20 protein-coding genes and 2 pseudogenes are annotated in these 23,718 nt (G+C 68.2%); 10 read left to right on the top strand and 12 right to left on the bottom strand.

Going from position 1 to position 23,718, the window contains the following annotated elements; translation table 11 throughout:
• Positions 1-219: pseudogene (locus tag ACZ4RZ_RS16130) on the top strand (IS110 family transposase); the annotation flags it as partial.
• Between the two features lie 92 nt (positions 220-311).
• Positions 312-683, top strand: a complete 372-nt coding sequence (locus tag ACZ4RZ_RS16125; RefSeq protein WP_467745050.1) for a hypothetical protein — start codon at positions 312-314, stop codon at positions 681-683.
• A 382-nt stretch (positions 684-1,065) separates the two neighbouring features.
• Here ACZ4RZ_RS16125 and ACZ4RZ_RS16120 read toward each other — a convergent pair.
• A pseudogene (locus tag ACZ4RZ_RS16120) lies at positions 1,066-2,441 on the bottom strand (IS1380 family transposase).
• A 176-nt stretch (positions 2,442-2,617) separates the two neighbouring features.
• On the opposite strand from ACZ4RZ_RS16120, the gene ACZ4RZ_RS16115 reads away from it, so the two are divergent.
• Complete coding sequence (locus tag ACZ4RZ_RS16115; RefSeq protein WP_467745049.1) at positions 2,618-2,785, top strand: hypothetical protein; 168 nt, start codon at positions 2,618-2,620, stop codon at positions 2,783-2,785.
• Between the two features lie 146 nt (positions 2,786-2,931).
• Here the strand turns inward: ACZ4RZ_RS16115 and mltG are convergent, their stop codons facing one another.
• The 6 genes from mltG to ACZ4RZ_RS16085 all read right to left on the bottom strand — a co-directional run bounded on the left by mltG (position 2,932) and on the right by ACZ4RZ_RS16085 (position 10,039).
• Complete coding sequence (mltG, locus tag ACZ4RZ_RS16110; protein ID WP_467745047.1) at positions 2,932-4,683, bottom strand: endolytic transglycosylase MltG; 1,752 nt, start codon at positions 4,681-4,683, stop codon at positions 2,932-2,934.
• Positions 4,684-4,821: 138 nt separating this feature from the next.
• The gene (locus tag ACZ4RZ_RS16105) at positions 4,822-6,048 is read right to left on the bottom strand and encodes an RNA-guided endonuclease InsQ/TnpB family protein (RefSeq protein ID WP_467745046.1); all 1,227 of its coding nucleotides are present in this window, start codon (positions 6,046-6,048) and stop codon (positions 4,822-4,824) included.
• Between the two features lie 50 nt (positions 6,049-6,098).
• Positions 6,099-6,563 carry a Holliday junction resolvase RuvX gene (gene ruvX, locus ACZ4RZ_RS16100; RefSeq protein WP_467745045.1) on the bottom strand — a complete coding sequence of 155 codons (465 nt, stop codon included), beginning with the start codon at positions 6,561-6,563 and terminating at the stop codon, positions 6,099-6,101.
• 11 nt (positions 6,564-6,574) lie between these two features.
• Positions 6,575-9,247: an alanine--tRNA ligase gene (gene alaS / locus ACZ4RZ_RS16095; RefSeq protein ID WP_467745043.1), complete on the bottom strand. Its 2,673-nt coding sequence runs from the start codon at positions 9,245-9,247 to the stop codon at positions 6,575-6,577.
• Complete coding sequence (locus ACZ4RZ_RS16090; RefSeq protein ID WP_467745041.1) at positions 9,247-9,597, bottom strand: DUF6167 family protein; 351 nt, start codon at positions 9,595-9,597, stop codon at positions 9,247-9,249. The genes alaS and ACZ4RZ_RS16090 overlap by 1 nt, the downstream gene beginning before the upstream one ends.
• 7 nt (positions 9,598-9,604) lie before the next feature.
• Complete coding sequence (locus ACZ4RZ_RS16085; RefSeq protein WP_189188020.1) at positions 9,605-10,039, bottom strand: DUF948 domain-containing protein; 435 nt, start codon at positions 10,037-10,039, stop codon at positions 9,605-9,607.
• Between the two features lie 159 nt (positions 10,040-10,198).
• Here ACZ4RZ_RS16085 and ACZ4RZ_RS16080 point away from each other — a divergent pair, with 159 nt between their 5' ends.
• Positions 10,199-12,370, top strand: a complete 2,172-nt coding sequence (locus ACZ4RZ_RS16080; RefSeq protein ID WP_467745040.1) for an ATP-binding protein — start codon at positions 10,199-10,201, stop codon at positions 12,368-12,370.
• A gap of 30 nt (positions 12,371-12,400) precedes the next feature.
• Here the strand turns inward: ACZ4RZ_RS16080 and rpsD are convergent, their stop codons facing one another.
• The 3 genes from rpsD to ACZ4RZ_RS16065 all read right to left on the bottom strand — a co-directional run bounded on the left by rpsD (position 12,401) and on the right by ACZ4RZ_RS16065 (position 15,428).
• Complete coding sequence (gene rpsD / locus ACZ4RZ_RS16075; protein ID WP_369245232.1) at positions 12,401-13,015, bottom strand: 30S ribosomal protein S4; 615 nt, start codon at positions 13,013-13,015, stop codon at positions 12,401-12,403.
• 362 nt (positions 13,016-13,377) lie between these two features.
• The gene (locus ACZ4RZ_RS16070) at positions 13,378-14,733 is read right to left on the bottom strand and encodes a replication-associated recombination protein A (protein ID WP_467745038.1); all 1,356 of its coding nucleotides are present in this window, start codon (positions 14,731-14,733) and stop codon (positions 13,378-13,380) included.
• Positions 14,734-14,792: 59 nt separating this feature from the next.
• Positions 14,793-15,428 carry a vitamin K epoxide reductase family protein gene (locus tag ACZ4RZ_RS16065; RefSeq protein WP_467745036.1) on the bottom strand — a complete coding sequence of 212 codons (636 nt, stop codon included), beginning with the start codon at positions 15,426-15,428 and terminating at the stop codon, positions 14,793-14,795.
• 139 nt (positions 15,429-15,567) lie between these two features.
• On the opposite strand from ACZ4RZ_RS16065, the gene ACZ4RZ_RS16060 reads away from it, so the two are divergent.
• Genes ACZ4RZ_RS16060 through ACZ4RZ_RS16045 form a run of 4 tightly spaced genes read left to right on the top strand, consistent with a single transcriptional unit; the run spans position 15,568 to position 19,086 of the window.
• Complete coding sequence (locus tag ACZ4RZ_RS16060; RefSeq protein ID WP_467745034.1) at positions 15,568-16,434, top strand: ABC transporter ATP-binding protein; 867 nt, start codon at positions 15,568-15,570, stop codon at positions 16,432-16,434.
• Complete coding sequence (locus ACZ4RZ_RS16055; RefSeq protein WP_467745032.1) at positions 16,431-17,276, top strand: ABC transporter permease; 846 nt, start codon at positions 16,431-16,433, stop codon at positions 17,274-17,276. Before ACZ4RZ_RS16060 ends, ACZ4RZ_RS16055 begins: the two co-directional genes overlap by 4 nt.
• Positions 17,273-18,466 (top strand): sensor histidine kinase, encoded by a 1,194-nt coding sequence (locus ACZ4RZ_RS16050; protein ID WP_467745031.1) that lies wholly within the window; start codon positions 17,273-17,275, stop codon positions 18,464-18,466. The genes ACZ4RZ_RS16055 and ACZ4RZ_RS16050 overlap by 4 nt, the downstream gene beginning before the upstream one ends.
• Positions 18,463-19,086 (top strand): response regulator, encoded by a 624-nt coding sequence (locus tag ACZ4RZ_RS16045; protein WP_467745029.1) that lies wholly within the window; start codon positions 18,463-18,465, stop codon positions 19,084-19,086. Before ACZ4RZ_RS16050 ends, ACZ4RZ_RS16045 begins: the two co-directional genes overlap by 4 nt.
• A gap of 183 nt (positions 19,087-19,269) precedes the next feature.
• On the opposite strand, the gene hisS is transcribed toward ACZ4RZ_RS16045, so the two are convergent.
• Together hisS and ACZ4RZ_RS16035 are read right to left on the bottom strand one after the other, a co-directional pair.
• A complete protein-coding gene (hisS, locus tag ACZ4RZ_RS16040) occupies positions 19,270-20,532 on the bottom strand; it encodes a histidine--tRNA ligase (RefSeq protein WP_467745027.1) in 1,263 nt (420 codons plus the stop codon).
• 12 nt (positions 20,533-20,544) lie between these two features.
• Positions 20,545-21,258, bottom strand: a complete 714-nt coding sequence (locus ACZ4RZ_RS16035; RefSeq protein WP_467745025.1) for an MBL fold metallo-hydrolase — start codon at positions 21,256-21,258, stop codon at positions 20,545-20,547.
• A 181-nt stretch (positions 21,259-21,439) separates the two neighbouring features.
• Between ACZ4RZ_RS16035 and ACZ4RZ_RS16030 the strand changes: the two genes are divergently transcribed.
• Together ACZ4RZ_RS16030 and ACZ4RZ_RS16025 are read left to right on the top strand one after the other, a co-directional pair.
• A complete protein-coding gene (locus tag ACZ4RZ_RS16030) occupies positions 21,440-22,288 on the top strand; it encodes a peptidylprolyl isomerase (protein ID WP_467745024.1) in 849 nt (282 codons plus the stop codon).
• Between the two features lie 135 nt (positions 22,289-22,423).
• Entirely contained in the window at positions 22,424-23,653 is a 1,230-nt protein-coding gene (locus ACZ4RZ_RS16025) for a DUF349 domain-containing protein (protein WP_467745022.1), read from the top strand.
• Positions 23,654-23,718: the final 65 nt, after the last annotated feature.

The raw sequence follows: 23,718 nt of genomic DNA, 5'->3' as shown, positions 1-23,718 counted from the left end.
CCCAGAGGCGGCAACCGGCAGCTCAAGCGCGCGATGTTCCTGTCCGCGTTCGCCGCCCTGCACGATCCCGCCTCCCGTTCCTACTACGACCGATGTCGGGCCCGCGGGAAGACCCACACACAGGCTCTTCTCCGCCTGGCCCGACACCGCATCAGCGTGCTGTTCGCGATGCTCCGCGACGGCACCTTCTACGAACCCAGAACCCCACGCCTCGCTTGACGAAAGACATAGAGGCACCCCCCCCGAAAATGATCACCTGACAGGTGACAGGCAACCTTGATGTTCTATATCCAAACACAGGAGGACAAAGTATGAGGATCGCCCGCCTTGGATCCATTGCAGCCATGGGGCTCGCTGCCGTCGGTCTGGCAGCAGTACCAGCCCACGCCGACGGCGTCACCTATTCGACAGAAGGAGGAGCATACGTTGGCTTTAAGTCACTGGGAGACGAGTTCAGCATCTGCGACGAAAAAGCGGACGGCCACTCCGCGGTGCTTAGACTTTGGGTCAACGGCTCCTACTACACCACCGAGTGGAACCCAAACGGGGCTCACACTTGCGTGAAGTTGGACGAGAGCATCATAGCGGAAAATACCTCCATCTACTTCGAAGCCTGTATTGGCGAATATGGCGCCAGGGACATCTGGACGAGCACCTGCAATGGCAGGTCCGACCGCACCTAATGCAGCACACTTGACGGTCCGCCGGTTTCTACGGCGGACCGTCTTCTATCTTTTATACCGGTTACTGTAGCTAAAGGATCATCCCGCTACAGAAGTAAACTCGCCCCCGGGCGCGCGCGATCTACTTCGCTTCTTCGATAATGGCTGCGGTCGTGTGCGCTGAGTCTTTGGCTCGAAAGCAGACCAGGGGCTGCTGAATCGAGAGTGTGGAATCCGGAGCGACTAGCCTCGGCATTTCGTGACGGCTCGTCAGTTCAACTGGCGGGCCGTTTCGGCTTGTCGGGCTGGTGATGGGCAGGGGGCCCGGCTGTCGCGTCGGGTGGGCGCCGGGTTCCACGGCTCCGGCGGGGTGGTGCTGCTCGTAGGGACGGGAAAGTGCTGGTCAGCCGGGGTCAGGGAGGGTGTCGAGCCGGGCCCGGGCTTCCGTGATCAGGTGGGTCCAGGGCCAGTGGTGGGCGAGGCGGAGGTAGCGGCGGCGGCCGGTGGTGGCGAGCTGAGCGGCGGTGGAGAACAGCCGCAGGCGGAGCCGGCGGGGCTCCCACAACCGGGGCTTGCCGGTCAGGGCGAGCATCGGCATCCAGGCCAGCAGGTCGAGGGCGATCTGGACGATCTCCAGCCAGATCCGGTTCTGAGCCGTGTCATGGAGGGGGAGGTTGCGCAGGCCGGTGGCGCGGGCGGCTCGGATGCGGTCCTCGGCTCTGGCGCGCTGGCGGTGGCGCAGTTCGAGTGCGGCGATCGGCAGGTCCTGGGTGTTGGTGGCGAAGCAGGTCAGTCGCATCCCGTCGGCGTCGCTGAAGCGCAACTGGGCGCCTGGATGCGGCCGTTCCTTGCGCACGATCAGCCGCATCCCCGCTGGCCAGCCCTTGAGGCAGCCGCCGTCGAGTTCGGCCACCCAGGCTCCGTCGCGGATCTCGCCGCCCGGCTCGACCGCGACCGTCCAGGCGGTGGCCGGGATGCGGAGCACTGCGGCGTGGATGGCGTCGGTGATGGTCATGCCGACCGAGTACGACAGCCACCGGCCGCGCCGGGCCAGCCAGGCAACGAACTCGTGGGTGCCGCCGCCGGAGTCGGTACGGATCAGTGTCTGTCGCCCGCGTCGATACTTCTTGGGCAGCTGGGCCAGGGCCAGCTTCGCGGCGTCGATGTGGTCGGCGGCGGTATTGCTGCCCGCGTTGCCCGGCCGCAGCAGACCGGCGACCGGCTCCCCGCTGCCGCTGGGCCATGGTCGACGAAGCCCATCAGCGGGTGGTGCCCGAAGGTCTTCTTCCAGGTCGCGGGGGCGTCCTGCTTGCCGGAGTGAGCGATGACGAGCACTCCGTCGAGGTCCACGATCAGCTGTCCGCCCGCGTCCGGAGCCGACGGGCCAGCCAACTTCCACACCTGCTCACGGACTTCAGCCCGTGCCGTCCTGATCGCCTCAAGGGCCTTCGGCCCAGCCGAGGCCAGGGCGTCGACGAGGCGGGAGACCGTCGGGTCGGAGGCCACCGGCCCGAACACGCCCGGCTCGGCCCGCAGCACACCGACGTCCGCGAGGCAGCCCCCACCCAGCGCGACCGCCAGGGCCAAGATCAGCAGAATCTTGCCCGGGTCGTGCACTGTCCGCGGCTTGCGCCAGGGCGCCAGCGCGGTCGATATCGCCTGATCCAGCCCGGTCTTGCGGACGGTCTCCATCAGCAGCACGCCACCCGCCTGGCTGACCACTCCACGGCCACCGCCCTCGACGCGGACACGCGGATAGGACCCGATACGCTTCTTCACCTGGGAAGTGCTTCTTTCCTCGCAACCGACAGGACCGTCGACAAGCCCTATCGTTGCAGGTCAAGAGCACTTCTCTCGTTTTCGATCACACCTCGGACGCTGGCCCACGTGAAAGCGCAAGGCTAGTCAGCACCTCCCGCGCAGCGGGGGAACCTCAACGCCGCACCCTTCGGTACATGGGTTCCTCCCTGCCACGCCGTCCCGCAGCGATCGATCTCCTCCTGCAGATGAACGAGCGCCTGCTCATCAAACCCCTCATTCATACGCAGGGGAATCACGAAACGATCCGCCGCCTCTTCCAGGCAAGCATAAACAAGCTTGAACTCGTGGCGCCCGTACCGTGATCTTTAGAGGTCTCGTCCACCCGCTGCGGTCGTACAACCAATCGCCGAGACGCAGTTCCTTGTACGCGGCTCGGTACAGCACAGGAAATCAGAAAGTTGGCGATCGAACCGAGTACGCCAGCTCGGCGCCTGCTGTCGGTTACCCCTCACTGGCCGTTCTGTTCTTCGAGGTACTTCTCACGATTGCGGTTCTGCTCCTCGTTCGTCTCAGCGAAGAGCGTCTTGTCCTCGCTCACCGAGACGAAGTAATACCAGTTTCCCTCGGCGGGCTTGAGAGCAGCCTCAATCGCCTCGTCACCAGGATTGCTGATCGGCCCAGGGGGCAGACCCTTGATCTTGTAGGTGTTGTACGGGTCGTTGATCTTCCGCAGAGCGTCCACCGATCCGGTGGCCAACTTCGATTCGCCCCTCAGGTAGTTCACCGTCGAGTCGAAGTCGAGCAGGCCATAGGTCTCAGTATTGTCCGGCTTCAGTCGGTTGTAGACGACCCTTGCGACCCTTTCGAAGTCGTGCTTGTACTTGCCTTCCTTTTGAACGAGGCTCGCCACCGTCAGCAGCTGCAGCGGGTCCTTCAGGTTCAGTCCCTTGGCCTTGGCCTGAAGCCCGAAACCGGCGTACTTCTCATTCGCCATGTCGACCATCTGCTTCAGGACGTCCTTGGGCTTCATGCCCTTGGACACCGGATAACTGGACGGATAGAGGAATCCTTCCAGCGGGTCTTTGATGTCCTTGCTCGTATTGGCCCAGTCAGGGAGACCGAGAGCCCGCCATTCCTTCTCGGCTACGTCATTGGTCGTGCCCGATTTGAGCCCGAGACGACTGTCGATCATCTTGTAGATCTCGGTATTGCGCGTTCCTTCAGCGATGATCAGGTTATTATGGCTCTCGTTGCTGAGCATCAACGCCACGGCGTTTTCCGCCGACATTTCCTTCTTCAGCGTGTAGGTGCCCGCCTGAATGAATTTACCCTGGGGATTCCGCCCTTGGGCCGCAACAAAAGCGTCGATGCTCTTGACGACACCGTTCTCTTTGAGCAGTCGGCCGATGTCAGAACCGCCCGCACCCTTGGGGATGGTGACGGTCACCTGCCCGGCGCCCTCCCCCACATAGTCCGGCGTTGGCCCGAAACGGTCTTGGTAGAACTGGTAGCCGTAAAACCCGACGCCGGCGAGCCCGCCACCGAAGACCAGGGCGACCACCAGGCAAGCACAGCCGCTACGGCGCTTCTTGCCCTTGCCGCCGCTCCGCCCCTTCCGGTCACCGCGGGCACGGCCGCCCTTCGGATCGTCGCCGTCGAAGTCGTCGTCATCGTCGCCACGACCGGCGAAGAAGGCGTGTTCGCCCTGGTCGGGACCCGGATCCCAGTCCGTCTGCGGCTCGGGTTCGGCGCGCCGACGAGCCGGCGGCTCCGGCGGCGGGTAGGCGTCGGGGGTGCCGTAGAAGTCGGGCTGCTCCCCGTTGTACTGGCTCGCGTAGGGGTCGGCCGGATCGGCGGCGTACGGGACGTGCGGGTGCGTCCCCGTGCTCCAGCCGCCGTCGCTGTACTGCTGCTGTCCCTGCCCGCCGTACTGCTGTTGCCCCTGGTCGACGTACTGCTGCTGCGCTTGGCCGTTGTGCTGGTGCTGCACCTGGTCCGCGTACTGCGGGTGTCCCTGCGTAGGGAACTGCTGCTGGTCGTGGCCGTAGGCGCCCTGAGGGCCCGGACCCCAGTCGCCGTACTGCGCCTGCTGCTGTTGCGGCTGCTGCGGCTGCGGCTGCGGCTGCTGCGGATAGTGCTGCGGCTGGCCGCCGTAGGGGGACTGGCCGTCGGCAGCCTGTCCTCCCCATCCGCCGTCCCCGTACAACGGGTCCTCCGGATGCCACGGTTCGGAGCCTGCGCCCCGGCCATACTCAGTCATCGATCCCCTACGAGCCGCGAGGCGGTGGGTGCTGAGCGCCCGTGGCCCGGCATCCTACTTCGCCTCTCCTGCTGTGCGGCAGCTGTTCGAACACTGCCACGTCGCGCGGAACGTTACCGTATCGCGATCAGTTGACATTCATTTCTCCGGTCCGGAGTGTCCAGCAGTCGCCTGCTTGGCTTCCTGCTTCACAGCCGACAGCCCCGTCCGAGAAGCATCCCGTTGAGGTCTTACACCAGCTCCACAGGCTGTGACCGCCTGCCCGACGGCCAGAAGGTTCTTCGCCCCGTTCACGTCCCTGTCGTGGCGGGTGCTGCACGCGGGACATGTCCACTCGCGCACATTCAGGGGAAGCTTCCCCAGGTGGTGCCCGCATGTTGAGCAAGTCTTGCTCGACGGGTACCACTGGTCTACAACCACCAGCTGGCGCCCGTACCAGTTGCACTTGTACTCCAACATGCGCCGCAGCTCAGTCCACGCTGCGTCTGAGATCGCTCGTGCCAGCGAGCGGTTCTTCAGCATGCCGCGCACATTGAGGTCCTCGATCACGATCGCTTGGTTCTCACGAACGAGTCGAGTCGTCAGCTTGTGGAGATGATCTTTCCGACGGTCGGTAATACGGGCGTGGATCTTAGCTACGCTCCTGCGCGCCTTCTCCCAGTTCTTGGAGCCTTTCTCCTTGCGCGCCATGCCACGTTGCGCTCGCGCCAGGCGCCCACGATCACGACGTTCGTGCTTTGGGTTGGTGACCTTCTCCCCGGTAGAGAGCGTCACCAGCGACGTCAGGCCAGCATCTAAGGCGACCGCCTCATGCGCCGAGTCCGTCAACGGCTGGACGGTTGGATCCTCGACCAGGAGCGAAACAAACCATCGTCCTGACGGATCCCGTGAAACGGTCACACTCGATGGCTCGGCCCCATCGGGCAATAGCCTGGACCAGGTGATGTTGAGGGGTTGGTCCATCATGGCCAGGGTCAATCGGCCATCCCGCCATCGAAACGCCGAGCGCGTGTACTCCGCAGACGCACGCGACCTCTTCTTCACCTTGAAGCGGGGGTACTTCGCCCGGCCCTCCCAGAAGTTGACGAAGGCTGTCTGAAGGTGACGAAGCGTCTGCTGGAGCGGAACGGACGAGACGGCTGCGAGATACGCGTACTCCTCGGACTTCTTCCACTCGGTCAGCATGGCTGACGTCTGAACGTAGTTGACTCGCTCTTGCCTCTGATACCAGGCCTCAGTGCGCTCCTGAAGAGCCAGGTTGTAGACCTTGCGCACGCACCCGAAGGTGCGTGACAGCTGTGCCGCCTGCGCATCAGTCGGGTAGAAGCGGAACTTGAAAGCCCGCCGTACATGCTTGGTCTTCACATCTCACACGCTAAGGGCATTCTTTCTGAGATGAAGGCCAATCACGAGAATCAGGCGGTGACTTCGACGCCCTCGCCGGGAGACGTACCTGACACCCGTTCGGATTCCAGCGCCTGCTGCAGAATGATGACGGCGGCCGCCTGGTCGATCACCGACCTGCCCTTTTTGGACTTCACGCCCGAAGCGCGCAGGCCCTGACTGGCCGTCACTGTGGTCATCCTCTCGTCCATGAGCCGCACCGGAACGGGGGCGATCCCCCGGGCGAGCTCCTGGGCGAAGGCGCGGACCTTGACCGCGGCCGGGCCCTCGCCCCCCTTGAGGGAGCGAGGGAGTCCGACGACGACCTCGATCGGCTCGTACTCCTCGACGAGTTGCCTGAGCCGGCGATGGGCGGCCGGGATGTCACGCCCCGGGACCGTCTCCACCGGTGTCGCGAGGATCCCGTCGGGGTCGCACGAGGCGACCCCGATGCGGGCGTCCCCGACATCGATGGCGAGACGACGTCCTCTACGCATGTCCCTGTGCCTTACTTGGCCGTCTCGGCGACCAGGCGCTCGACCGCGTCGATGGCCTCGCCGATGGCGGCCGCGTTCTGGCCGCCGCCCTGGGCGACGTCCGGCTTGCCGCCACCGCCGCCGCCGAGGGTCTTGGCGGCGGTGCGGACCAGGTCACCGGCCTTGAGGCCGCGCTCGCGGGCGGCCTCGTTGCTGGCGATGACCGTCAGCGGCTTGCCGCCCGCCACGGTGAACAGGGCGACCACAGCGGCCCGGCCGCCCTGGATGCGGCCGCGCACGTCGAGGACCAGCTTGCGCAGGTCGTCGGCGGTGGTGCCGTCGGGGACCTGGCCGGTGACCAGGGCGACGCCGTGCACGTCCTTGGCGGACTCGACGAGACCGGCGGCGGCCTGCAGGACCTTCTCCGCTCGGAACTTCTCGATCTCCTTCTCGGCGTCCTTCAGCTTGCCGAGCATGGCGGAGATCTTCTCCGGGAGCTCCTCCGGACGGCCCTTGACCAGCTCCTGGAGCTGGGCGACGACCGTGTGCTCGCGGGCCAGGAAGTTGTAGGCGTCGACGCCGACCAGGGCCTCGATGCGACGGACGCCGGAGCCGATCGACGACTCGCCGAGCAGCTTCACCAGGCCCAGCTGGGCGGTGTTGTGGACGTGCGTGCCGCCGCACAGCTCCTTGGAGAAGTCGCCGATGGTGACGACGCGGACGCGCTCGCCGTACTTCTCGCCGAACTCGGCGATGGCGCCCTGCTTCTTGGCCTCGTCGATGCTCATGATCTCGGCCTGGACGTCCAGGTCGCGGGCGAGCACCTCGTTGATCTGCTGCTCGACGTCGGTCATCACGGTCGTCGGTACGGCGGACGGGGAGCCGAAGTCGAAGCGGAAGCGGCCGGGCTGGTTCTCCGAACCGGCCTGGGCGGCCGTCGGCCCGAGGGCGTCGCGCAGGGCCTGGTGTGTGAGGTGCGTGGCCGAGTGGGCGCGGGCGATGGCCTTGCGACGGCGTTCGTCGATGGAGGCCTGGGCCTTGGCGCCGACGGTGACCTCGCCGACCTGGACGACGCCCTTGTGGACGTACACCCCCGGGACCGGCTTCTGACAGTCGCGGACCTCGACGATGGCACCGGTGTCCACCTTGATGCGACCGGTGTCGCCGATCTGACCGCCGCCCTCGGCGTAGAACGGGGTGCGGTCGAGGACGATCTCGACCTCGTCGCCCTCGGTGGCGGCGGGCGACGAGACACCGTCGACCAGGATGCCGACGATCGTCGACTCGCCCTCGGTGCGGTCGTAGCCGATGAAGTCGGTCTCGCCGGCGGCGTCGGCGATCTGGCGGTAGGCGCCGAGGTCGGCGTGGCCGGTCTTCTTGGCCCGGGCGTCGGCCTTGGCCTGGTCCCGCTGCTGCTTCATCAGGCGCCTGAAGCCGTCCTCGTCCACCGAAAGGCCCTGTTCGGCGGCCATTTCGAGGGTGAGGTCGATCGGGAAGCCCCAGGTGTCGTGGAGCAGGAAGGCCTTGTCGCCGGCGAGGACCGTGCCGCCGGACTCCTTGGTCTCGGTGATGGCCGAGTCGAGGATGTTCGTGCCGGCCCTCAGCGTCTTGAGGAAGGCGGCCTCCTCGGAGAGGGCCACGGTCTCGATGCGCTTGCGGTCGGAGACGAGTTCCGGGTACTGCTGGCCCATCATCTCGATCACGACATCGATGAGGTCCTTGACGACCGGACCGGTGGCGCCGAGCAGCCGCATGTTGCGGATGGCGCGGCGCATGATGCGGCGCAGCACGTAGCCGCGGCCCTCGTTGCCGGGGGTCACCCCGTCGCCGATGAGCATGACGGACGTACGCATGTGGTCGGTGACCACACGCAGCGAGACGTCGGAGTCGTGGGCGGCGCCGTACTCGACACCCGTCAGCTCGGTGGCCTTCTTGATGACGGCCATGGAGGTGTCGATCTCGTACATGTTCTGCACGCCCTGCAGAATCATGGCGAGGCGTTCCATACCGAGGCCGGTGTCGATGTTCTTGCTGGGCAGCTCGCCGAGGATCTCGAAGTCCTCCTTCGAGGTGCCCTCGCCGCGCTCGTACTGCATGAAGACCAGGTTCCAGATCTCCACGTACCGCTCGTCGTTGACGGCCGGGCCGCCCTCGACGCCGAACTCCGGGCCGCGGTCGTAGTTGATCTCGGAACACGGGCCGCAGGGGCCCGGGACGCCCATGGACCAGTAGTTGTCCTTCTTGCCGAGGCGCTGGATGCGCTCGGCGGGGACGCCGATCTTGTCGCGCCAGATGGCCTCGGCCTCGTCGTCCTCCAGGTAGACCGTGATCCACAGGCGTTCGGGGTCGAGCCCGTAACCACCCTTGTCCTGGGGCGTGGTGAGCAGCTCCCAGGCGTAGGTGATGGCGCCTTCCTTGAAGTAGTCGCCGAAGGAGAAGTTGCCGCACATCTGGAAGAACGTGCCGTGCCGGGTGGTCTTGCCGACCTCTTCGATGTCGGGCGTGCGCACGCACTTCTGGACACTGGTGGCACGCGACCACGGCGGCTTGACCTCGCCGAGGAAGTACGGCTTGAAGGGGACCATGCCGGCGGGGACCAGGAGCAGAGTCGGGTCGTCCGCGATGAGCGACGCCGAAGGGACGACGGTGTGACCGCGCTCCTCGTAGAAGCTCAACCAGCGGCGGCGGATTTCAGCCGACTCCATCAGTGGTCCTCATTCCGGTTGTACGAGTACGTCGACCTCTCGACATACGTCGGGTTCTTGCTGTACTTCGGGTGGTCGCTGTTCTCGATGGCGGCGACGCGCCGGGGGGCGGGCAGTTCGGGATGGGTGTTGAGCCCGAGCGCCTCGTCGAGTTCGGCCTCCCGCTGGGCCATGCCGTCGCGGACGTCGAGCGCGAAGTCCTTGAGCCGGTGGCCTGCCTCGATCGCCTTGTTCGCGGCCTGTGCCGCGAGGCTTTCGGGGGTCAGCTGCTTGAGCTTGCGGTTGACCTTGGTGGTGGCCCACACACCCGCGGCTGCGCCGGCGGTGAACCAGAACGTACGGCGGAACATCGCTGCGTCAGTCCTTCTTCCGCTTTCCCCGTCGCGCGGACGGGACGGTGCGGCCCACGATCACGGTACGCCGGGACGCCTTGTCGGGCACATTCTCACGACGGCCTCCGATGGCCCGGCGCACGCCGTAGCCGAACGCCGCGACCTTCACCAGGGGGCCGCCGAAGGTGGAGGCGACGGTGGACGACAACGCCGACGCGTTCGACGTGACCTCCTGGACGTCCGAGGCGATGGCGTCGACCCGCTCGATCTGCGTCTGTGCGGAGCGCACGGCCGCGGAGGCGTCGGCGAGCAGCGGGACGGCCTGGTCGGTCACGTCCGCGACGAGCTTGGTGGTCGCCCTGAGCGTCTGGGCCAGCCTCGCCAGCGCGACGGCGAGGAAGGAGACCAGGATCGCCCAGAAGACGGCCACCAGGATCCCGGCCACCTCTCCACCGGACACTGTGCACCCGCTCCCTCATGCGTGCCTGAACATCGAAAAGTCGTCCCCCGAGCCTATCGCGCCGGGGCCGCGGCTCCGTACCGCATTAACGGCTGCTCGCAGCCGAGTTGCGCGAAGTGATGGTACGGACCGCTTACGGGCCAGTACGCTCCGTATCCCATGCGAGGTTCTCAGCGCTCCGCCCCTGCGGCGCCCGGCAATCTGCCCTTGGAACTCGACGCGTTCGTGGGGCGCTCGGCCGAACTCGCGCGGCTGACCGGGGCACTGGAGACGGCTCGCCTGGTGACCGTGACGGGCATGGGCGGCGTGGGCAAGTCGCGGATGGCGGCGCACGCCGCGGCGCGGACGGACGCGCGCGACGGGGCGTGGCGCGTGGAACTGTCCGCGGTGCGCGATCCGGACCTCGTCGAGTACGCGGCCGTCGAGGCCCTCGGTCTGACGGATCAGACGCCGCGGCCGCCGCGCCAGGTCCTGCTCGACCATCTCGCCGAGCGTCAACTCCTCCTCGTCCTGGACGGGTTCGAGCATCTGGCGGACGTGTGCGCCTCGCTCGTGGGCGAGCTGCTGCGCAGCGCGCCCGGGCTTCGCGTGCTGGCCGTGGGGCGCAGACCACTGGAGGTCGCTGGCGAGCGGCTGTTCCCGCTGGCGCCGCTGTCCGAGCCGGAGGCGGCGCAGCTCTTCGAGGAGCGGGCGGCGGCCCGGGTCCCCGGGTTCGCCCTGCACGAGGGCAACCGGTCCGACGTAGGGGAGCTGTGTCGGCGCCTGGACGGGATCCCGCTCGCGGTCGAACTGGCGGCGGGGCGGCTGAGCACCCTCTCCCCCGCGCAACTGCTGTCCCGGCTGAAGGACCGGTTCCGGCTGCTGACCGGCGGCGCGCGTGACGCGCTGCCACGACACCGGACCTTGCGTACGGCGATCGGCTGGAGCCACGAGCTCTGCACGCCCGAGGAGCGGCTGCTGTGGGCGCGGCTCTCGGTGTTCGCCGGGCCGTTCGACCTGGAGGCCGCCGAGTACGTGTGCAGTGGGGGCGGGCTGCACTCCGACGACGTCCTCGACGTGCTGGGCGAACTGCTCGCGCAGTCGGTGCTGTCCCGCGAGGAGACGGCGGCGGGCGTGCGCTACCGGATGCTGGACACGGTCCGGGCCTATGGGGCGGACTGGCTGGAGGCGACGGGCGACGCGGACCGGCTGCGCCGCCGTCATCGCGACTGGTACATGGGCCTGGCCACCTGGTGCGAGCTGGACTGGTTCTCGCCGCGGCAGGGCGAGGTCGCCACGCGCGTCGACACGGAGCTGCCGAATCTGCGCCGCGCGCTGGAGCACTGTCTGACCGAGCCGGGCGAGGTCCATCTGGGCCAGTACCTGGCCGGCAGCCTGTGGTTCTACTGGGTCGGCTGCGGTCGGCTGTCCGAGGGCCGGCATTGGCTGGAGCGCAGCCTCGAGCTGTGCGCGAAGGACGGGACGCAGGAAAAGTCGCGGCTGAAGGCGTTGTGGGTGCTCGGCTATGTGGCGGTTCTCCAGGGCGACACGGTGCCCGCGCTGTCCGCGCTTCTGGAGTGCCGCGAGGAGGCGGAACGCAGGGGCAACACGACCGCCGTGGCGTACGCGGAGCACCGCACCGGCTGTCTCGCGCTGGTCACGGACGACATGACGCGTGCCGAGTCCTTGCTGCGCTCGGCGCTGGACCGCTATCACGAGATCGGCGAGCTCAACAGCAATGTGCTGATGGGCCAGGTCGAGCTGGCGATGACCCTGGCGTTCCAGGGCGATCTGCGGGGCGCGGTGAGGCTGTGCGAGGACGTCCGCCGGGTCTGCGAGGACCACGGAGAGCGCTGGGCGCTGGCGTATGCGCTGTACGTCCTGGCGTACGAGGCCTTGGCCGAGGGGGATACGGCGCGGACCCGGGACCTCCTGGAGGAGTGCCTCGGCATCTCGCACACCTTTCACGATCTGCTCGGCACGGTCCTCTCGGTGGAGCTGCTCGCGCTGGTCACGGCGGTGGAGGGCGATCCGGCCGAGGCCGCGGTGCTGCAGGGGGCCGCGTCCCGGATGTGGCCGTCGGTGGGTCTGCCGCTGTTCGGCTCGGCGTACTACAACGCGCCGCACGAGCGGTGCGAGGCCATGGCCCGGGAGCGGATGGGCGACGAGCGGTACGCGGAGTGCGTCGGCGCGGGAACGCGGCTCGGGCAGGAGGCGGCGGTGGCCCGGGCGTTGGGGCCGGCCCGCGGCGGGCGCACGCTCGGTGCGGTGCCCTCGCCGCGCAGCGTTCCCCCGGAAAAGCGAGAACCCGTCGTCTCCCCCACCTCGAAGGGCGGGGAGACGACGGGCTGACGCGCAGGTGGTGCTACGTCCGCTGGAGGATCAGCGGGCGTAGTACTCGACGACGAGCTGCTCGTCGCAGATCACCGGGATCTCCTTGCGGTTCGGCTCACGGTCCAGGCGGAAGGCCAGGGCGCGGAGGTTCACCTGGAGGTAGCGCGGGGTCTCGCCGTCGGGGGCGAAGCCGCCCTCGCGGGAAACCTGGAACAGGGTCTTCTCGCGGCTGCGCTCGCGGACCATCACGACGTCGTCGGGCTTGACGCGGAAGGACGGCTTGTCGACCTTCTGACCGTTGACCTCGATGTGGCCGTGAACGACCATCTGGCGGGCCTGGTAGATCGTGCGGGCGATGCCCGAACGCAGGACCAGCGCGTCGAGACGACGCTCCAGCTCGATGATCAGGGCCTCACCGGTCTTGCCCTGGACCTTGGAGGCACGCTCGTAGGCGCGGACGAGCTGGCGCTCGGACACGTCGTACTGCGCGCGCAGACGCTGCTTCTCGAGCAGACGGACCTTGTAGTCCGAGTTCTGCTTGCGGCCACGGCCGTGCTCACCCGGCGGGTAGGGGCGGGCCTCGAAGTACTTGACGGCCTTCGGGGTCAGCGCGATACCGAGGGCACGCGACTTCTTGACCTTGGGGCGGGACTGATTCGCCACTTTTTCTCTTTCCTTGATTTCGGCTCACCAGAGTTAAGGGAGGTCGCAATCCGCAGCCTGGGAAACCCCGCGGGCCCTTACGGACCTGCTGGGCAGCCGCTCCCTGGTCTGGGCACATACGTGCAGCACGCGAGTGGCCCACCGACCGTTCCGGAAGACCGGGTGGTGGTGGGCTGCCCGCGACACCTTCGACGGTGCGCGACGCTCCTGGAATCCCTCCGTGGAGGCAGGGGCTCCGGCTGGATGTCCCGTTCTGGTGGTGCCGACCGGAGCCGGACACGGGACGCAGCGCTTCTGGTCATCCTACAGGGGGATCAGGAGCGCTTTCGACCAGAGGCCATCGGCGACCCTGCCCGGAGCCATCAGGGCTTTCCCCGGCCGAGGTGCTTCCTGGTCCACTCCACCGCGTCCGCGTACCGTGCCTCGGCGCCGTGCCGGGTCGGCGTGTAGTACTCGCGGTCCTTGAGCTCCTCCGGGGCGTACTGCTGGGCGGCGATGCCTTCGGGCAGGTCGTGCGGATACACGTACCCCTGGGCGTGCCCCAGTTTGGCCGCGCCCTTGTAGTGCCCGTCGCGCAGATGGAGCGGCACGGGTCCCGCGTGTCCCTTGCGTACGTCCTCCATGGCGGCGCCGATCGCCATCGTCGCGGCATTGGACTTGGGGGCCAGTGCGAGGGCGATGGTGGCATGGCTGAGGGTGAGCGCGGCCTCGGGGAAGCCGATCATGGCGACGGCCTGGGCGGCGGCCACCGCTATGGGCAGCGCGTTCGGATCGGCGAGGCCGATGTCCTCGCTGGCGGAGATCATCAGGCGACGGGCGATGAAACGGGGGTCCTCACCGGCCTCGATCATCCGGGCCAGGTAGTGCAGTGCCGCGTCCACGTCCGAGCCGCGGATGGACTTGATGAGCGCGCTCGCCACGTCGTAGTGCTGGTCGCCGTCGCGGTCGTACTTCACGGCGGCGCGGTCGACGGTCTCCTCCAGGGTCTGGAGGCTGATCTCCGTCTCGCCCTTGTCGAGCGCGGCGCCGGCCGCGGCCTCCAGGGCGGTCAGGGCGCGGCGGGCGTCCCCGCCGGCGATCCGCAGCAGGTGCTCCTCGGTGTCCTCGGGAAGCGCGACGGCGTCCTTGAGGCCGCGCTCGTCGGTGAGCGCGCGCTTGACGAGGCCGCGCAGGTCCTCGTCCGTGAGCGGTTCGAGGGTGAGCAGGAGGGAGCGGGAGAGCAGTGGGGAGATCACCGAGAAGTACGGGTTCTCGGTGGTCGCCGCGATCAGGGTCACCCAGCGGTTCTCGACCGCGGGCAGCAGGGAGTCCTGCTGGGCCTTGCTGAAGCGGTGGATCTCGTCGAGGAAGAGGACGGTCTCCTTGCCGAAGCCTCCGGTGGCACGGCGTGCTCCGTCGATCACCGCGCGTACTTCCTTGACGCCCGCGGTGATCGCCGACAGCTCCACGAAGCGCTTGTTGGTGGCCTTGGACACCACATAGGCGAGGGTCGTCTTGCCGGTGCCGGGCGGGCCCCAGAGGATCACCGAGGACGGTCCGGCCGGGCCGCCGTTCCCCTCGCCGACGAGTCTGCGCAGGGGCGATCCCGGCTTCAGCAGATGCTGCTGGCCCACGACTTCGTCGAGGGTGCGCGGGCGCATCCGTACCGCCAGGGGACTGGCGGACGGGTCCTTCTCCTGGCGTTCTTCTGCTGCGGCGGTGAACAGGTCGGGCTCCACGTGCAAAACCCTATGTCACGCCACTGACAACGCCGCCGGGCCCGGGAGAACAGGGAGGCTCAGCTGGTCCAGAAGTCCCACCAGCGGGTCAGGATCAGCATCCCGATGATCCCGATGTGCAGCACCGGCAGGACCCAGGTGAACTCGCCGAAGAAGCTCTTCAGCCAGCGCGGGGCGGGCAGGAAGTTGTTGCGGATGTTGGACGAGGTCACGTACCAGAACATGATGATCGTGGCGACCCAGGCGAGGGAGCACCACAGGCACAGCGAGTTGATGCGGTACAGCGACTGGAACTGCAGCCAGGTGCAGAATCCGACGCCGAAGAGTGTGCCGAAGTTGAAGGTCAGCCAGTACCAGCGCGGGAAGGTGGCCCGGGCGAGCAGGCTCATGCCGACGCAGATGACGATGCCGTAGGCCACCAGGCCCAGCATGGGGTTGGGGAACCCGAAGGCCGAGGCCTGGTCGCTCTTCATGATGTTGCCGCAGGAGACGACCGGGTTCAGGCTGCACCCGGGCACGAAGTTCGGGTTCTCCAGCAGCTTGAACTTGTCGATCGTGATGACCCACGCGGCAAGGAGACCGGCCGCACCCGTGATCACCAGCAGCAGGGCGAGGGCACGGCTGCCGCCGACCGTCCGGGGAGCGGCGACGCGTTCCTGGTCGGTCGGGACGTCCTTGACTGTCGTCTTGCTCATCACGCCGTTTCCGTAGCTTCGAAGGGGCCTTCGGGCAGGGCCATTGTGCCGCACGCGCCCTCGTGTCCACCGTTCGATGGACATAAGGAGGTACGCACGGTCGTCCCGGAGCGTTCGGTTCGGCGGGAGGCTCGTCGGCATGACAACACACGCGAACCAACTCGCGGTGGACGTACGGGGGCTGCGCAAGCAGTACGGAGACGTGACCGCCGTCGACGGCATCGATCTCGGCATACGGCAGGGCGAGGTGTTCGGCCTGCTCGGGCCCAATGGAGCGGGCAAGAGCACCACGGTGGAGATCCTCCAGGGCAACCGCGGCCGGGACGCGGGCGAGGTCTCGGTGCTCGGCGCGGATCCGGCGACGGGCACGCGCGCGTGGCGCTCGCGCGTCGGCATCGTCTGGCAGGACGAATCCGCGCCCGCCGAGTTGACGGTGCGCGAGACCGTGCGGCACTTCGCCCGCTATTACCCGAAGCCCCGCGACCCGGAGGAAGTCATCGGCCTGGTCGGTCTGGAGGAGAAGGCGGGCAGCCGAGTCAAGGCGCTCTCCGGTGGCCAGCGCAGGCGCCTGGACGTGGCGCTCGGTGTGATCGGCGGTCCCGAGCTGCTGCTCCTGGACGAACCGACGACCGGCTTCGACCCTGCCGCGCGGCGGCAGTTCTGGGAACTGATCCGGAAGCTCGCCGACGAGGGCACGACGATCCTGCTCACCACGCACTACCTGGAGGAGGCGGAGGCGCTCGCGCACCGTCTCGCGGTCATCGCGAAGGGCCGGGTGGTCGCCGAGGGCGAGCCGTCCGCGCTGCGCGAGCGCTTCGGCACCGAGGCGACCGTCGAGTGGACGGAGCCCGACGGCACCCCGCGCGAGGAGCGCACGGACACGCCCACCAGGACCGTCGCCGAGCTCATGCACCGCTTCGACGGCGAGATCCCGGGGCTGCGGGTGAGCCGCCCCACCTTGGAGGACGTCTATCTGCGGCTGACCGGGCAGGAGGACGCGCGATGACCACGACCGCCGTACGCGCGCACAGCGAGACCTCATCGGGCAGGCTGCCAGGCGCCTGGGGGCTCGGCCTCCAGCGGGGCGCCCTGGAGATCAAGCAGTTCTTCCGCCAGCGCGACCAGGTGGTGTTCACCTTCGCTTTCCCGGTCGTCTTCCTCTTCCTCTTCGCCTCGATCTTCAGCGACGACGTCCGGGGAGCCGGCATCACCGCCTCCCAGCTGTACGTCCCCGCCATGATGGCGGCGGGCATCATGTCCACGAGCTTCCAGTCCCTCGGGATCTCGATCGCGATCGAACGGGACGAGAAGGTGCTGCGCCGGCTGCGCGGCACACCCATGCCACCGGCCGCGTACTTCCTCGGCAAGATCTGGCTGGTTCTGGTGACCGGCGCCCTGGAGACCGCGATCCTGCTCCTCGTCGGCACGACGCTCTACGACGTGGACCTGCCCTCGGACCTCGGCACGTGGGCGGACTTCGCCTGGATCTTCGTCCTGGGCCTCACGTCCTGCGCCCTGCTCGGCATCGCGATCAGCTCGGTCCCGAAATCCGGCAAGAGCGCCACGTCGGTGGTCGTACTGCCCTTCCTGGTCCTCCAGTTCATCTCCGGGGTGTACATCGCCATCGACACCATCCCGGACTGGATGCTGAACATCGGCGCGCTGTTCCCGCTGAAGTGGATGTGCCAGGGGCTGCGCGGGGTCTTCCTGCCCGAGTCGGCGAAGGTCCTCGAACAGGCGGGTGGCTGGGAGTTCGGGCGGATCGCCCTGGTGCTCGGGGCCTGGTGCGTCGGAGGATTGCTGCTGTGCCTGCTGACTTTCCGGTGGAAGAACCGGCGCGACGGATGACGGGTCCGGCCGGAGCACGCGAGTCGAACACCTGGGACCGCTCGTTCCGGCTGTGGGACTCGTACTTCGCGATCGTTTGGGTGGCCACCCTGGTGTTCGTGCTGGGCACGAGCCATCCGGGGTGGCACATCCGCGTCGCCGCCGGCGCACTGCTTCTGCTGCTGATTCCCTGGTATCTGGCGGTCGGACGCCCCGTCCTCACGGCCGAGAGCCCGGACGAGCATCGCGCCCTCGGCTACATCGCGGGCGCGGTCGTGCTGTTCCTGCCGCCCGGCGTCCTGGTCGGCGAGACCCGCTTGATGACGTTCGCACTGGTTCCGCAGTGCTTCATCGGCCTCCGCCTTCGCCGGGCGCTGACGGCCGTGACCGTCATCAACATCGCGCCGGTGGTGGGCTGGGCGCTGCTCTGGTGGCCCAGTGACCAGGACGTCTTCTTCAACACCGTCTTCGCCGTGGTCACCCTCGTCTTCTCCGCGGCCCTCGGCAGCTGGATCATCCGCATCATCGAGCAGAGCCAGGAACGGGCCGAGCTGATCGCCGAGTTGGACGCCAGCCGCCACGAGATCTCCCGTCTCTCGGCCGCACACGGCGCGCTGGCCGAGCGGGAGCGGTTCTCCCGGGAGATCCACGACACCCTCGCGCAGGGCTTCACCAGTCTGCTGATGCTGGTCCAGGCCGTCGACGCCGAGCTGGACCACGACGTGCCCCAGGCCCGCCGTCACCTGGCCCTGATGGCCGAGACCGCCCGGCAGAACCTCGCCGAGGCACGGGCCCTGGTCACGGGCGGCGCGCCCGCCGACCTCGACGGCGCCTCGCTGCCCGACGCGCTGCGCCGGCTCGCCGCCCGCCATGACGCGACGGTCGACGTGACCGGCGCGGTGCGCGCGCTGCCCGCCGGGCCCGAGGTCGTCGTCCTGCGCTCCTGCCAGGAGGCGCTGGCGAACGCCCTTAAGCACGCGGGGAGTTCGGCCGCGGTCGCGGTCGTGCTGGCCTACGCCGACGATTCGCTGGCCGTCTCCGTGCGCGACGACGGCTGCGGCTTCGACCCCGCCGCACCGGTCGACGGCTACGGTCTGGCGGGGTTGCGCGCACGGGCCGCCGAGGTGGGCGGTACGGCGCAGGTACGCAGTACGCCCGGCACCGGCACGACCGTCACCGTGTGCCTGCCCGTCCCCAGGAGCGACTCGTGATCCGGATCATCCTCGCCGACGACCATCCCGTCGTACGCGAAGGGCTGCGCGCCATGCTCAGCGCCGAGCCCGACCTCGATGTGATCGCCGACGCGTCCAGCGGACCGCAGGCGGAGGCGCTGGCCGCCGAACTCCGGCCCGACATCGTCCTCATGGACCTGCGGATGCCGGAGGGCGGGGGCGTCGACTCGATCGTCCGTATGACGCAGGCGGGATTGTCGTGCCGGGTCATCGTGCTGACGACGTACGAGACGGACCGGGACATTCTGCGGGCGGTGGAGGCGGGGGCCGCGGGCTATCTGCTGAAGGACCTGCCGCGGGCCGAACTCGCGGACGCGGTTCGCGCCGCTGCCCGTGGGGAGACCGTCTTGGCGCCGTCCGTGGCCGCGCGTCTCGTGGACCAGCTGCGTACGAAGCCTGAGCGGCCGCGGTTGTCGGAGCGTGAGACCGCGGTGCTTCGGCTGGTCGCCGAGGGGTGCACCAACGCCGAGATCGGGCGTCGGCTCTTCATCGGGGAGTCCACCGTGAAGACCCATCTGCTGCGGGTCTTCGGGAAGTTGGGGGTGGATGACCGGACGGCTGCGGTGACCAGTGCGATGCGGTTCGGGTTGCTGGAGTGAGGCCCGCGGCGGAGCCGCTGACGGATGCAGTCGCCCCCTCCGCCCCTGCCTGTCCCGTACCTGGGGGCTGCGCCCCCAGACCCGCAAAAGACTGCGCGGTTCCCCGCGCCCCTTTTTAGGGCTGGTACGGGACGGGCAGGGGCGGAGGGGGCGAAACACCGCTCCGGCGCCCGCCCGCGCCCCTCAGCCCAGCCTCGACTCCAGCTCCGCCACGATCCCGTCGACGGACACCGCGGTCTGCTCGCCGGACTCCATGTCCTTGAGCTGCACCACGCCCTCGGCGAGATCCCGCTCACCGGCGACGATGGTGTACCGCGCACCCGACCGGTTCGCGTTCTTCATCGCGCCCTTGAGCCCCTTCGCGCCGTAGGAGAAGTCCGCCGCGACCCCGGCCTTGCGCAACGCCGTGACCACACCGAACAGCAGCCGCCGCGCCTCCTCCCCGAGCGGCACCGCGAACACACTGGTGGACGCGGGCAGTTCGAGCGAGACACCTTCGGCTTCCAGGGCGAGGACCGTACGGTCGACACCCAGCGCCCAGCCCACCGAGGGCAGCGCGGGACCGCCGATCATCTCGGACAGGCCGTCGTAACGGCCGCCGCCACCCACCGCGGACTGGGAGCCCAGACCGTCGTGGATGAACTCGAAGGTCGTACGGGTGTAGTAGTCGAGACCGCGCACCAGCTTCGGGTCGTCCTCGAAGGAGACACCCGCAGCCGTGATCAGCTCGCGCACCTCCTCGTGGTACGCCTTGCACGCGTCGCACAGGTAGTCCCGCAGGAGCGGGACTCCCACCAGCTGCTTCTGGACGTCGTCGCGCTTGTCGTCGAGGATGCGCAGGGGGTTGATCTCGGCGCGGCGGAGGGTGTCCTCGTCCAGATTCAGGCCGCGCAGGAAGTCCTGCAGGGCGGCCCGGTAGACGGGGCGGCACTCCTTGTCGCCGAGGGAGTTCAGCAGGATCCGGAAGTTGCGCAGCCCCAGCGAGCGGTACGCCTGGTCCGCCAGGATGATCAGCTCGGCGTCCAGCGCCGGGTCCTCGGCTCCGATCGCCTCGGCGCCCACCTGGGAGAAGTGGCGGTAACGGCCCTTCTGGGGACGCTCGTAGCGGTAGTACGAGCCCGAGTACCAGAGCTTGACGGGGAGGTTGCCCGCCTTGTGCAGGTTGGCCTCCAGAGCCGCGCGCAGCACGGAGGCCGTGCCCTCCGGACGCAGGGCCAGCTTGTCGCCGCCCTTGGTCTCGAAGGCGTACATCTCCTTGGTCACGATGTCGGTGGACTCACCGACCCCGCGCGCGAACAGCTCGACGTTCTCGAAGCCGGGGGTCTCGATGTAGCCGTAGCCGGAGTTGCGCAGCGGCGCGGCGATCGCCTCGCGCACCGCGAGATACTTCGCGCTCTCCGGCGGAATCAGGTCGTACGTGCCCTTGGGGGCCTTGAAGGTGCTCACGGAAGTCTCTCGTCACATTCCTCGTCGAGGAGCGGAGGTCGGGTCCGCTCCCAGGCCGGCGGCCACCTGCCGCACGTACGGATTGGTGGCGCGTTCCTGGCCGATGGTCGTCTGGGGGCCGTGGCCGGACAGCACCACGGTCGAGTCGTCGAGCGGCAGGCACACACGGGCCAGCGAGTCGAGGATCTCGGCGTGGGAGCCGCCCGGCAGGTCGGTGCGTCCGATGGAGCCGGCGAACAGCAGATCCCCGGAGAAGAACACGGACGGGATGTCCGCGCTCTCGGGCATCTGGAAGGTCACCGACCCCTTGGTATGACCGGGCGCGTGCGCGACGGACAGCTCCAGACCGGCCAGCGCCAGCTTCGCGCCGTCGGTCAGCTCCTTCACGTCGTCCGGCTCCCCCACCGTCAGCTCGCCCATCAGCGGCATTCCGATGGACCGGCCGAGCGCCTTCTCCGGGTCGCTCATCATGTACCGGTCCTCGGGGTGGATCCACGCCGGTACGTCGTGCGCTCCGCAGACCGGAACGACCGAGGCGACGTGGTCGATGTGTCCGTGGGTGAGGATGACCGCGACGGGCTTGAGCCGATGCTTCTTGAGTGCGTCCTCGACTCCCTGGGCGGCCTGATGGCCCGGGTCGATGATCACGCACTCCTCACCCGCGGCGGGGGCGACCAGGTAACAGTTGGTCCCCCAGGCCCCGGCGGGGAACCCGGCAATGAGCACGATCGTCCTTCGTGGTGGCGTACGCGGTTGTCTCGTACGAGGTGGGCGGCTGTGGATCAGAGCCTACCGGCGCTGCCGATTCCTCAGCGAACCCATATACGGTACGGGGCACACGCAGGCGGTCGGCTCACAAGACGCACGCGTCCCACTTGACGTACGAGACGCATGAGGAGAAAACCCGGTGGTCAGCCAGGAACAGCGGCGGCGTCAGCTCGCCCGGGAGAAGTTCTTGCGACAGCAGCAGCGGCGCACGGCCGCGCGACGCAAGACACACGCACGCAACGCGGTGGTCGCCTCGGTCCTCGGCATCGTCGTGGTGGGCAGTGTCGTGTCGTACGCGACCGGGGTCTTCAAGAACGACGACAAGAAGGCCAACGCGGGCGCCGAGGTGACCCCGAGCGCCACGCCGACGAGCAAGGCGCCGGATCCGTGCGAGAAGGCCGCGGCGGGCAAGGTGAAGTCGCTGAGCTGGAAGAAGGAGCCGGCGATCATCATCGACAAGTCCGCGGACTACACGATGAAGATGGCGACGACGTGCGGTGACATGGACATCGCGCTCAAGACGGCCGCCGCCCCGCACACCGTGAACTCGTTCAACTTCCTCGCGGCCAAGGGCTTCTTCGACCACACCAAGTGCCACCGGCTCACCACCGACGGCATCTACGTGCTGCAGTGCGGTGACCCGCAGGGCACCGGCGCCGGCGGTCCCGGCTACACGATCCCGGACGAGAACCTGAAGGACAAAAGCCTCACAGGCAACGTGTATCCGGCGGGCACCGTTGCGATGGCGAACCAGTACAACGCCCAGACGAAGCAGGGACGCCACACAGGTGGCAGCCAGTTCTTCCTCGTCTACCAGGACAGTCAGCTGCCGCCCGACTACACACCGTTCGGAACGGTGTCCGATGCGGGAATGAAGGTCCTCAAGAAGATTGCTGCCGCCGGTGCGCAGCCCGCCGATCCTCAGACGGGCAACACCGCACCGAACGCGACCGTGGTGATCAACAAGGCGACTGTCACGAAATCCTGACCGTCAACTGCGGAACTTCGGTCGCGCGGGATGCGGACAGGCAACCCGCTGGTCGCCTATGTTGGCCGTGACGAAACTGTGGACGATGCCAGGGGGCGCTGACGCCCCTGACAGGCATCATGTGGAGGAGGCGCTGTGAGCAGCGACCCGTGGGGCCGCGTCGACGAGACGGGGACCGTGTACGTGCGTACGGCCGACGGCGAGCAGGTCGTCGGTTCCTGGCAGGCCGGCTCTCCTGATGAGGCGTTGGCCTACTTCGAGCGCAAGTACGAAGGCCTGGTTGTCGAGATCGGCCTCCTCGAGAAGCGAGTGAAGACCACCGACCTGTCGGCGAAGGACGCCCAGACCGCCATCGACCACATCCGCGAGCAGGTGGACGCCCACCACGCGGTCGGTGATCTGGAAGCGCTGCGGAAGCGGCTGGACAAGCTCGTCGAGACGGTCGACGCGCGCCGTGAGGAGCGCAAGGCCCAGCGGGCCAAGCAGTCCGACGAGGCGCGGCACTCCAAGGAGGCGCTGGTCGTCGAGGCCGAGGAGCTGGCGCAGAGTGACCAGTGGCGGGCGGCCGGTGAGCGGCTGCGCTCCCTGGTGGACACGTGGAAGGGGCTGCCACGACTCGACCGCAAGTCGGACGACGAGCTGTGGCACCGCTTCTCGCACGCGCGCTCGGCGTTCTCCAAGCGCCGCAAGGCGCACTTCGCCTCGCTGGACGCGCAGCGCGAGGAGGCCCGCAAGACCAAGGAGAAGCTGGTCGCCGAGGCCGAGTCGCTGTCCGGCTCGGCCGACTGGGGTCCGACGGCGGCGCGCTACCGCGAGCTGATGGCCGACTGGAAGGCCGCGGGCCGCGCCCAGCGTGAGCACGAGGACGACCTGTGGAACCGTTTCCGCGGCGCCCAGGACGTGTTCTTCGCAGCGCGCAGCTCCGTCTTCGCCGAGCGAGACGCGGAGCAGTCGGAGAACCTCAAGCTCAAGGAGGAGCTGGCCGAGGAGGCCGAGAAGCTCGTCCCGGTGACGGACCTCAAGGCCGCCCGCGCCGCCTTCCGCTCCATCAACGAGCGCTGGGAGGCCATCGGCCATGTGCCGCGCGACGCCCGCCCGAAGGTCGAGGGCCGGATGCACGCGGTGGAGCGCGCTCTCCAGGAGTCCGAGGAGGCCGAGTGGCGCCGGACCAACCCGGAGGCACGCGCGCGTGCCGAGGGGCTGACCGGTCAGCTCCAGGCCGCCGTGGACAAGCTCCAGAGCCAGATCGAGGCGGCTCGCTCCGCGGGCAACACGTCCAAGGCAGACAAGCTCCAGAAGGAGCTCGAAGGCCGCCAGGCGCTGCTCGACCAGGCTCTGAAGGGTCTGCAGGAGTTCGGCGGCTGACAGGTCGACCGGTGGGTCGCCGCGGTGCGGCCCGGTTTTCCTTCGCAACGGCCCGGCGGTGGGTT

This window comes from Streptomyces sp. NPDC027189 (genome assembly GCF_055566975.1).
The sequence above is the reverse complement of the archived record's forward strand: the minus strand, read 5'-3'. Positions and strand labels throughout refer to the sequence as shown.

Bases quoted from the DNA above. Each gene is read 5' to 3' on its own strand.
- mltG (WP_467745047.1), bottom strand. From the start codon at position 4,683: ATGACTGAGTATGGCCGGGGCGCAGGCTCCGAACCGTGGCATCCGGAG.
- ACZ4RZ_RS16115 (WP_467745049.1), top strand. From the start codon at position 2,618: ATGGGTTCCTCCCTGCCACGCCGTCCCGCAGCGATCGATCTCCTCCTG.
- ACZ4RZ_RS16060 (WP_467745034.1), top strand. From the start codon at position 15,568: ATGACAACACACGCGAACCAACTCGCGGTGGACGTACGGGGGCTGCGC.
- ACZ4RZ_RS16080 (WP_467745040.1), top strand. From the start codon at position 10,199: ATGCGAGGTTCTCAGCGCTCCGCCCCTGCGGCGCCCGGCAATCTGCCC.
- ACZ4RZ_RS16065 (WP_467745036.1), bottom strand. From the start codon at position 15,428: ATGAGCAAGACGACAGTCAAGGACGTCCCGACCGACCAGGAACGCGTC.
- ruvX (WP_467745045.1), bottom strand. From the start codon at position 6,563: ATGCGTAGAGGACGTCGTCTCGCCATCGATGTCGGGGACGCCCGCATC.
- ACZ4RZ_RS16050 (WP_467745031.1), top strand. From the start codon at position 17,273: ATGACGGGTCCGGCCGGAGCACGCGAGTCGAACACCTGGGACCGCTCG.
- ACZ4RZ_RS16090 (WP_467745041.1), bottom strand. From the start codon at position 9,597: ATGTTCCGCCGTACGTTCTGGTTCACCGCCGGCGCAGCCGCGGGTGTG.
- ACZ4RZ_RS16125 (WP_467745050.1), top strand. From the start codon at position 312: ATGAGGATCGCCCGCCTTGGATCCATTGCAGCCATGGGGCTCGCTGCC.
- ACZ4RZ_RS16055 (WP_467745032.1), top strand. From the start codon at position 16,431: ATGACCACGACCGCCGTACGCGCGCACAGCGAGACCTCATCGGGCAGG.
- alaS (WP_467745043.1), bottom strand. From the start codon at position 9,247: ATGGAGTCGGCTGAAATCCGCCGCCGCTGGTTGAGCTTCTACGAGGAG.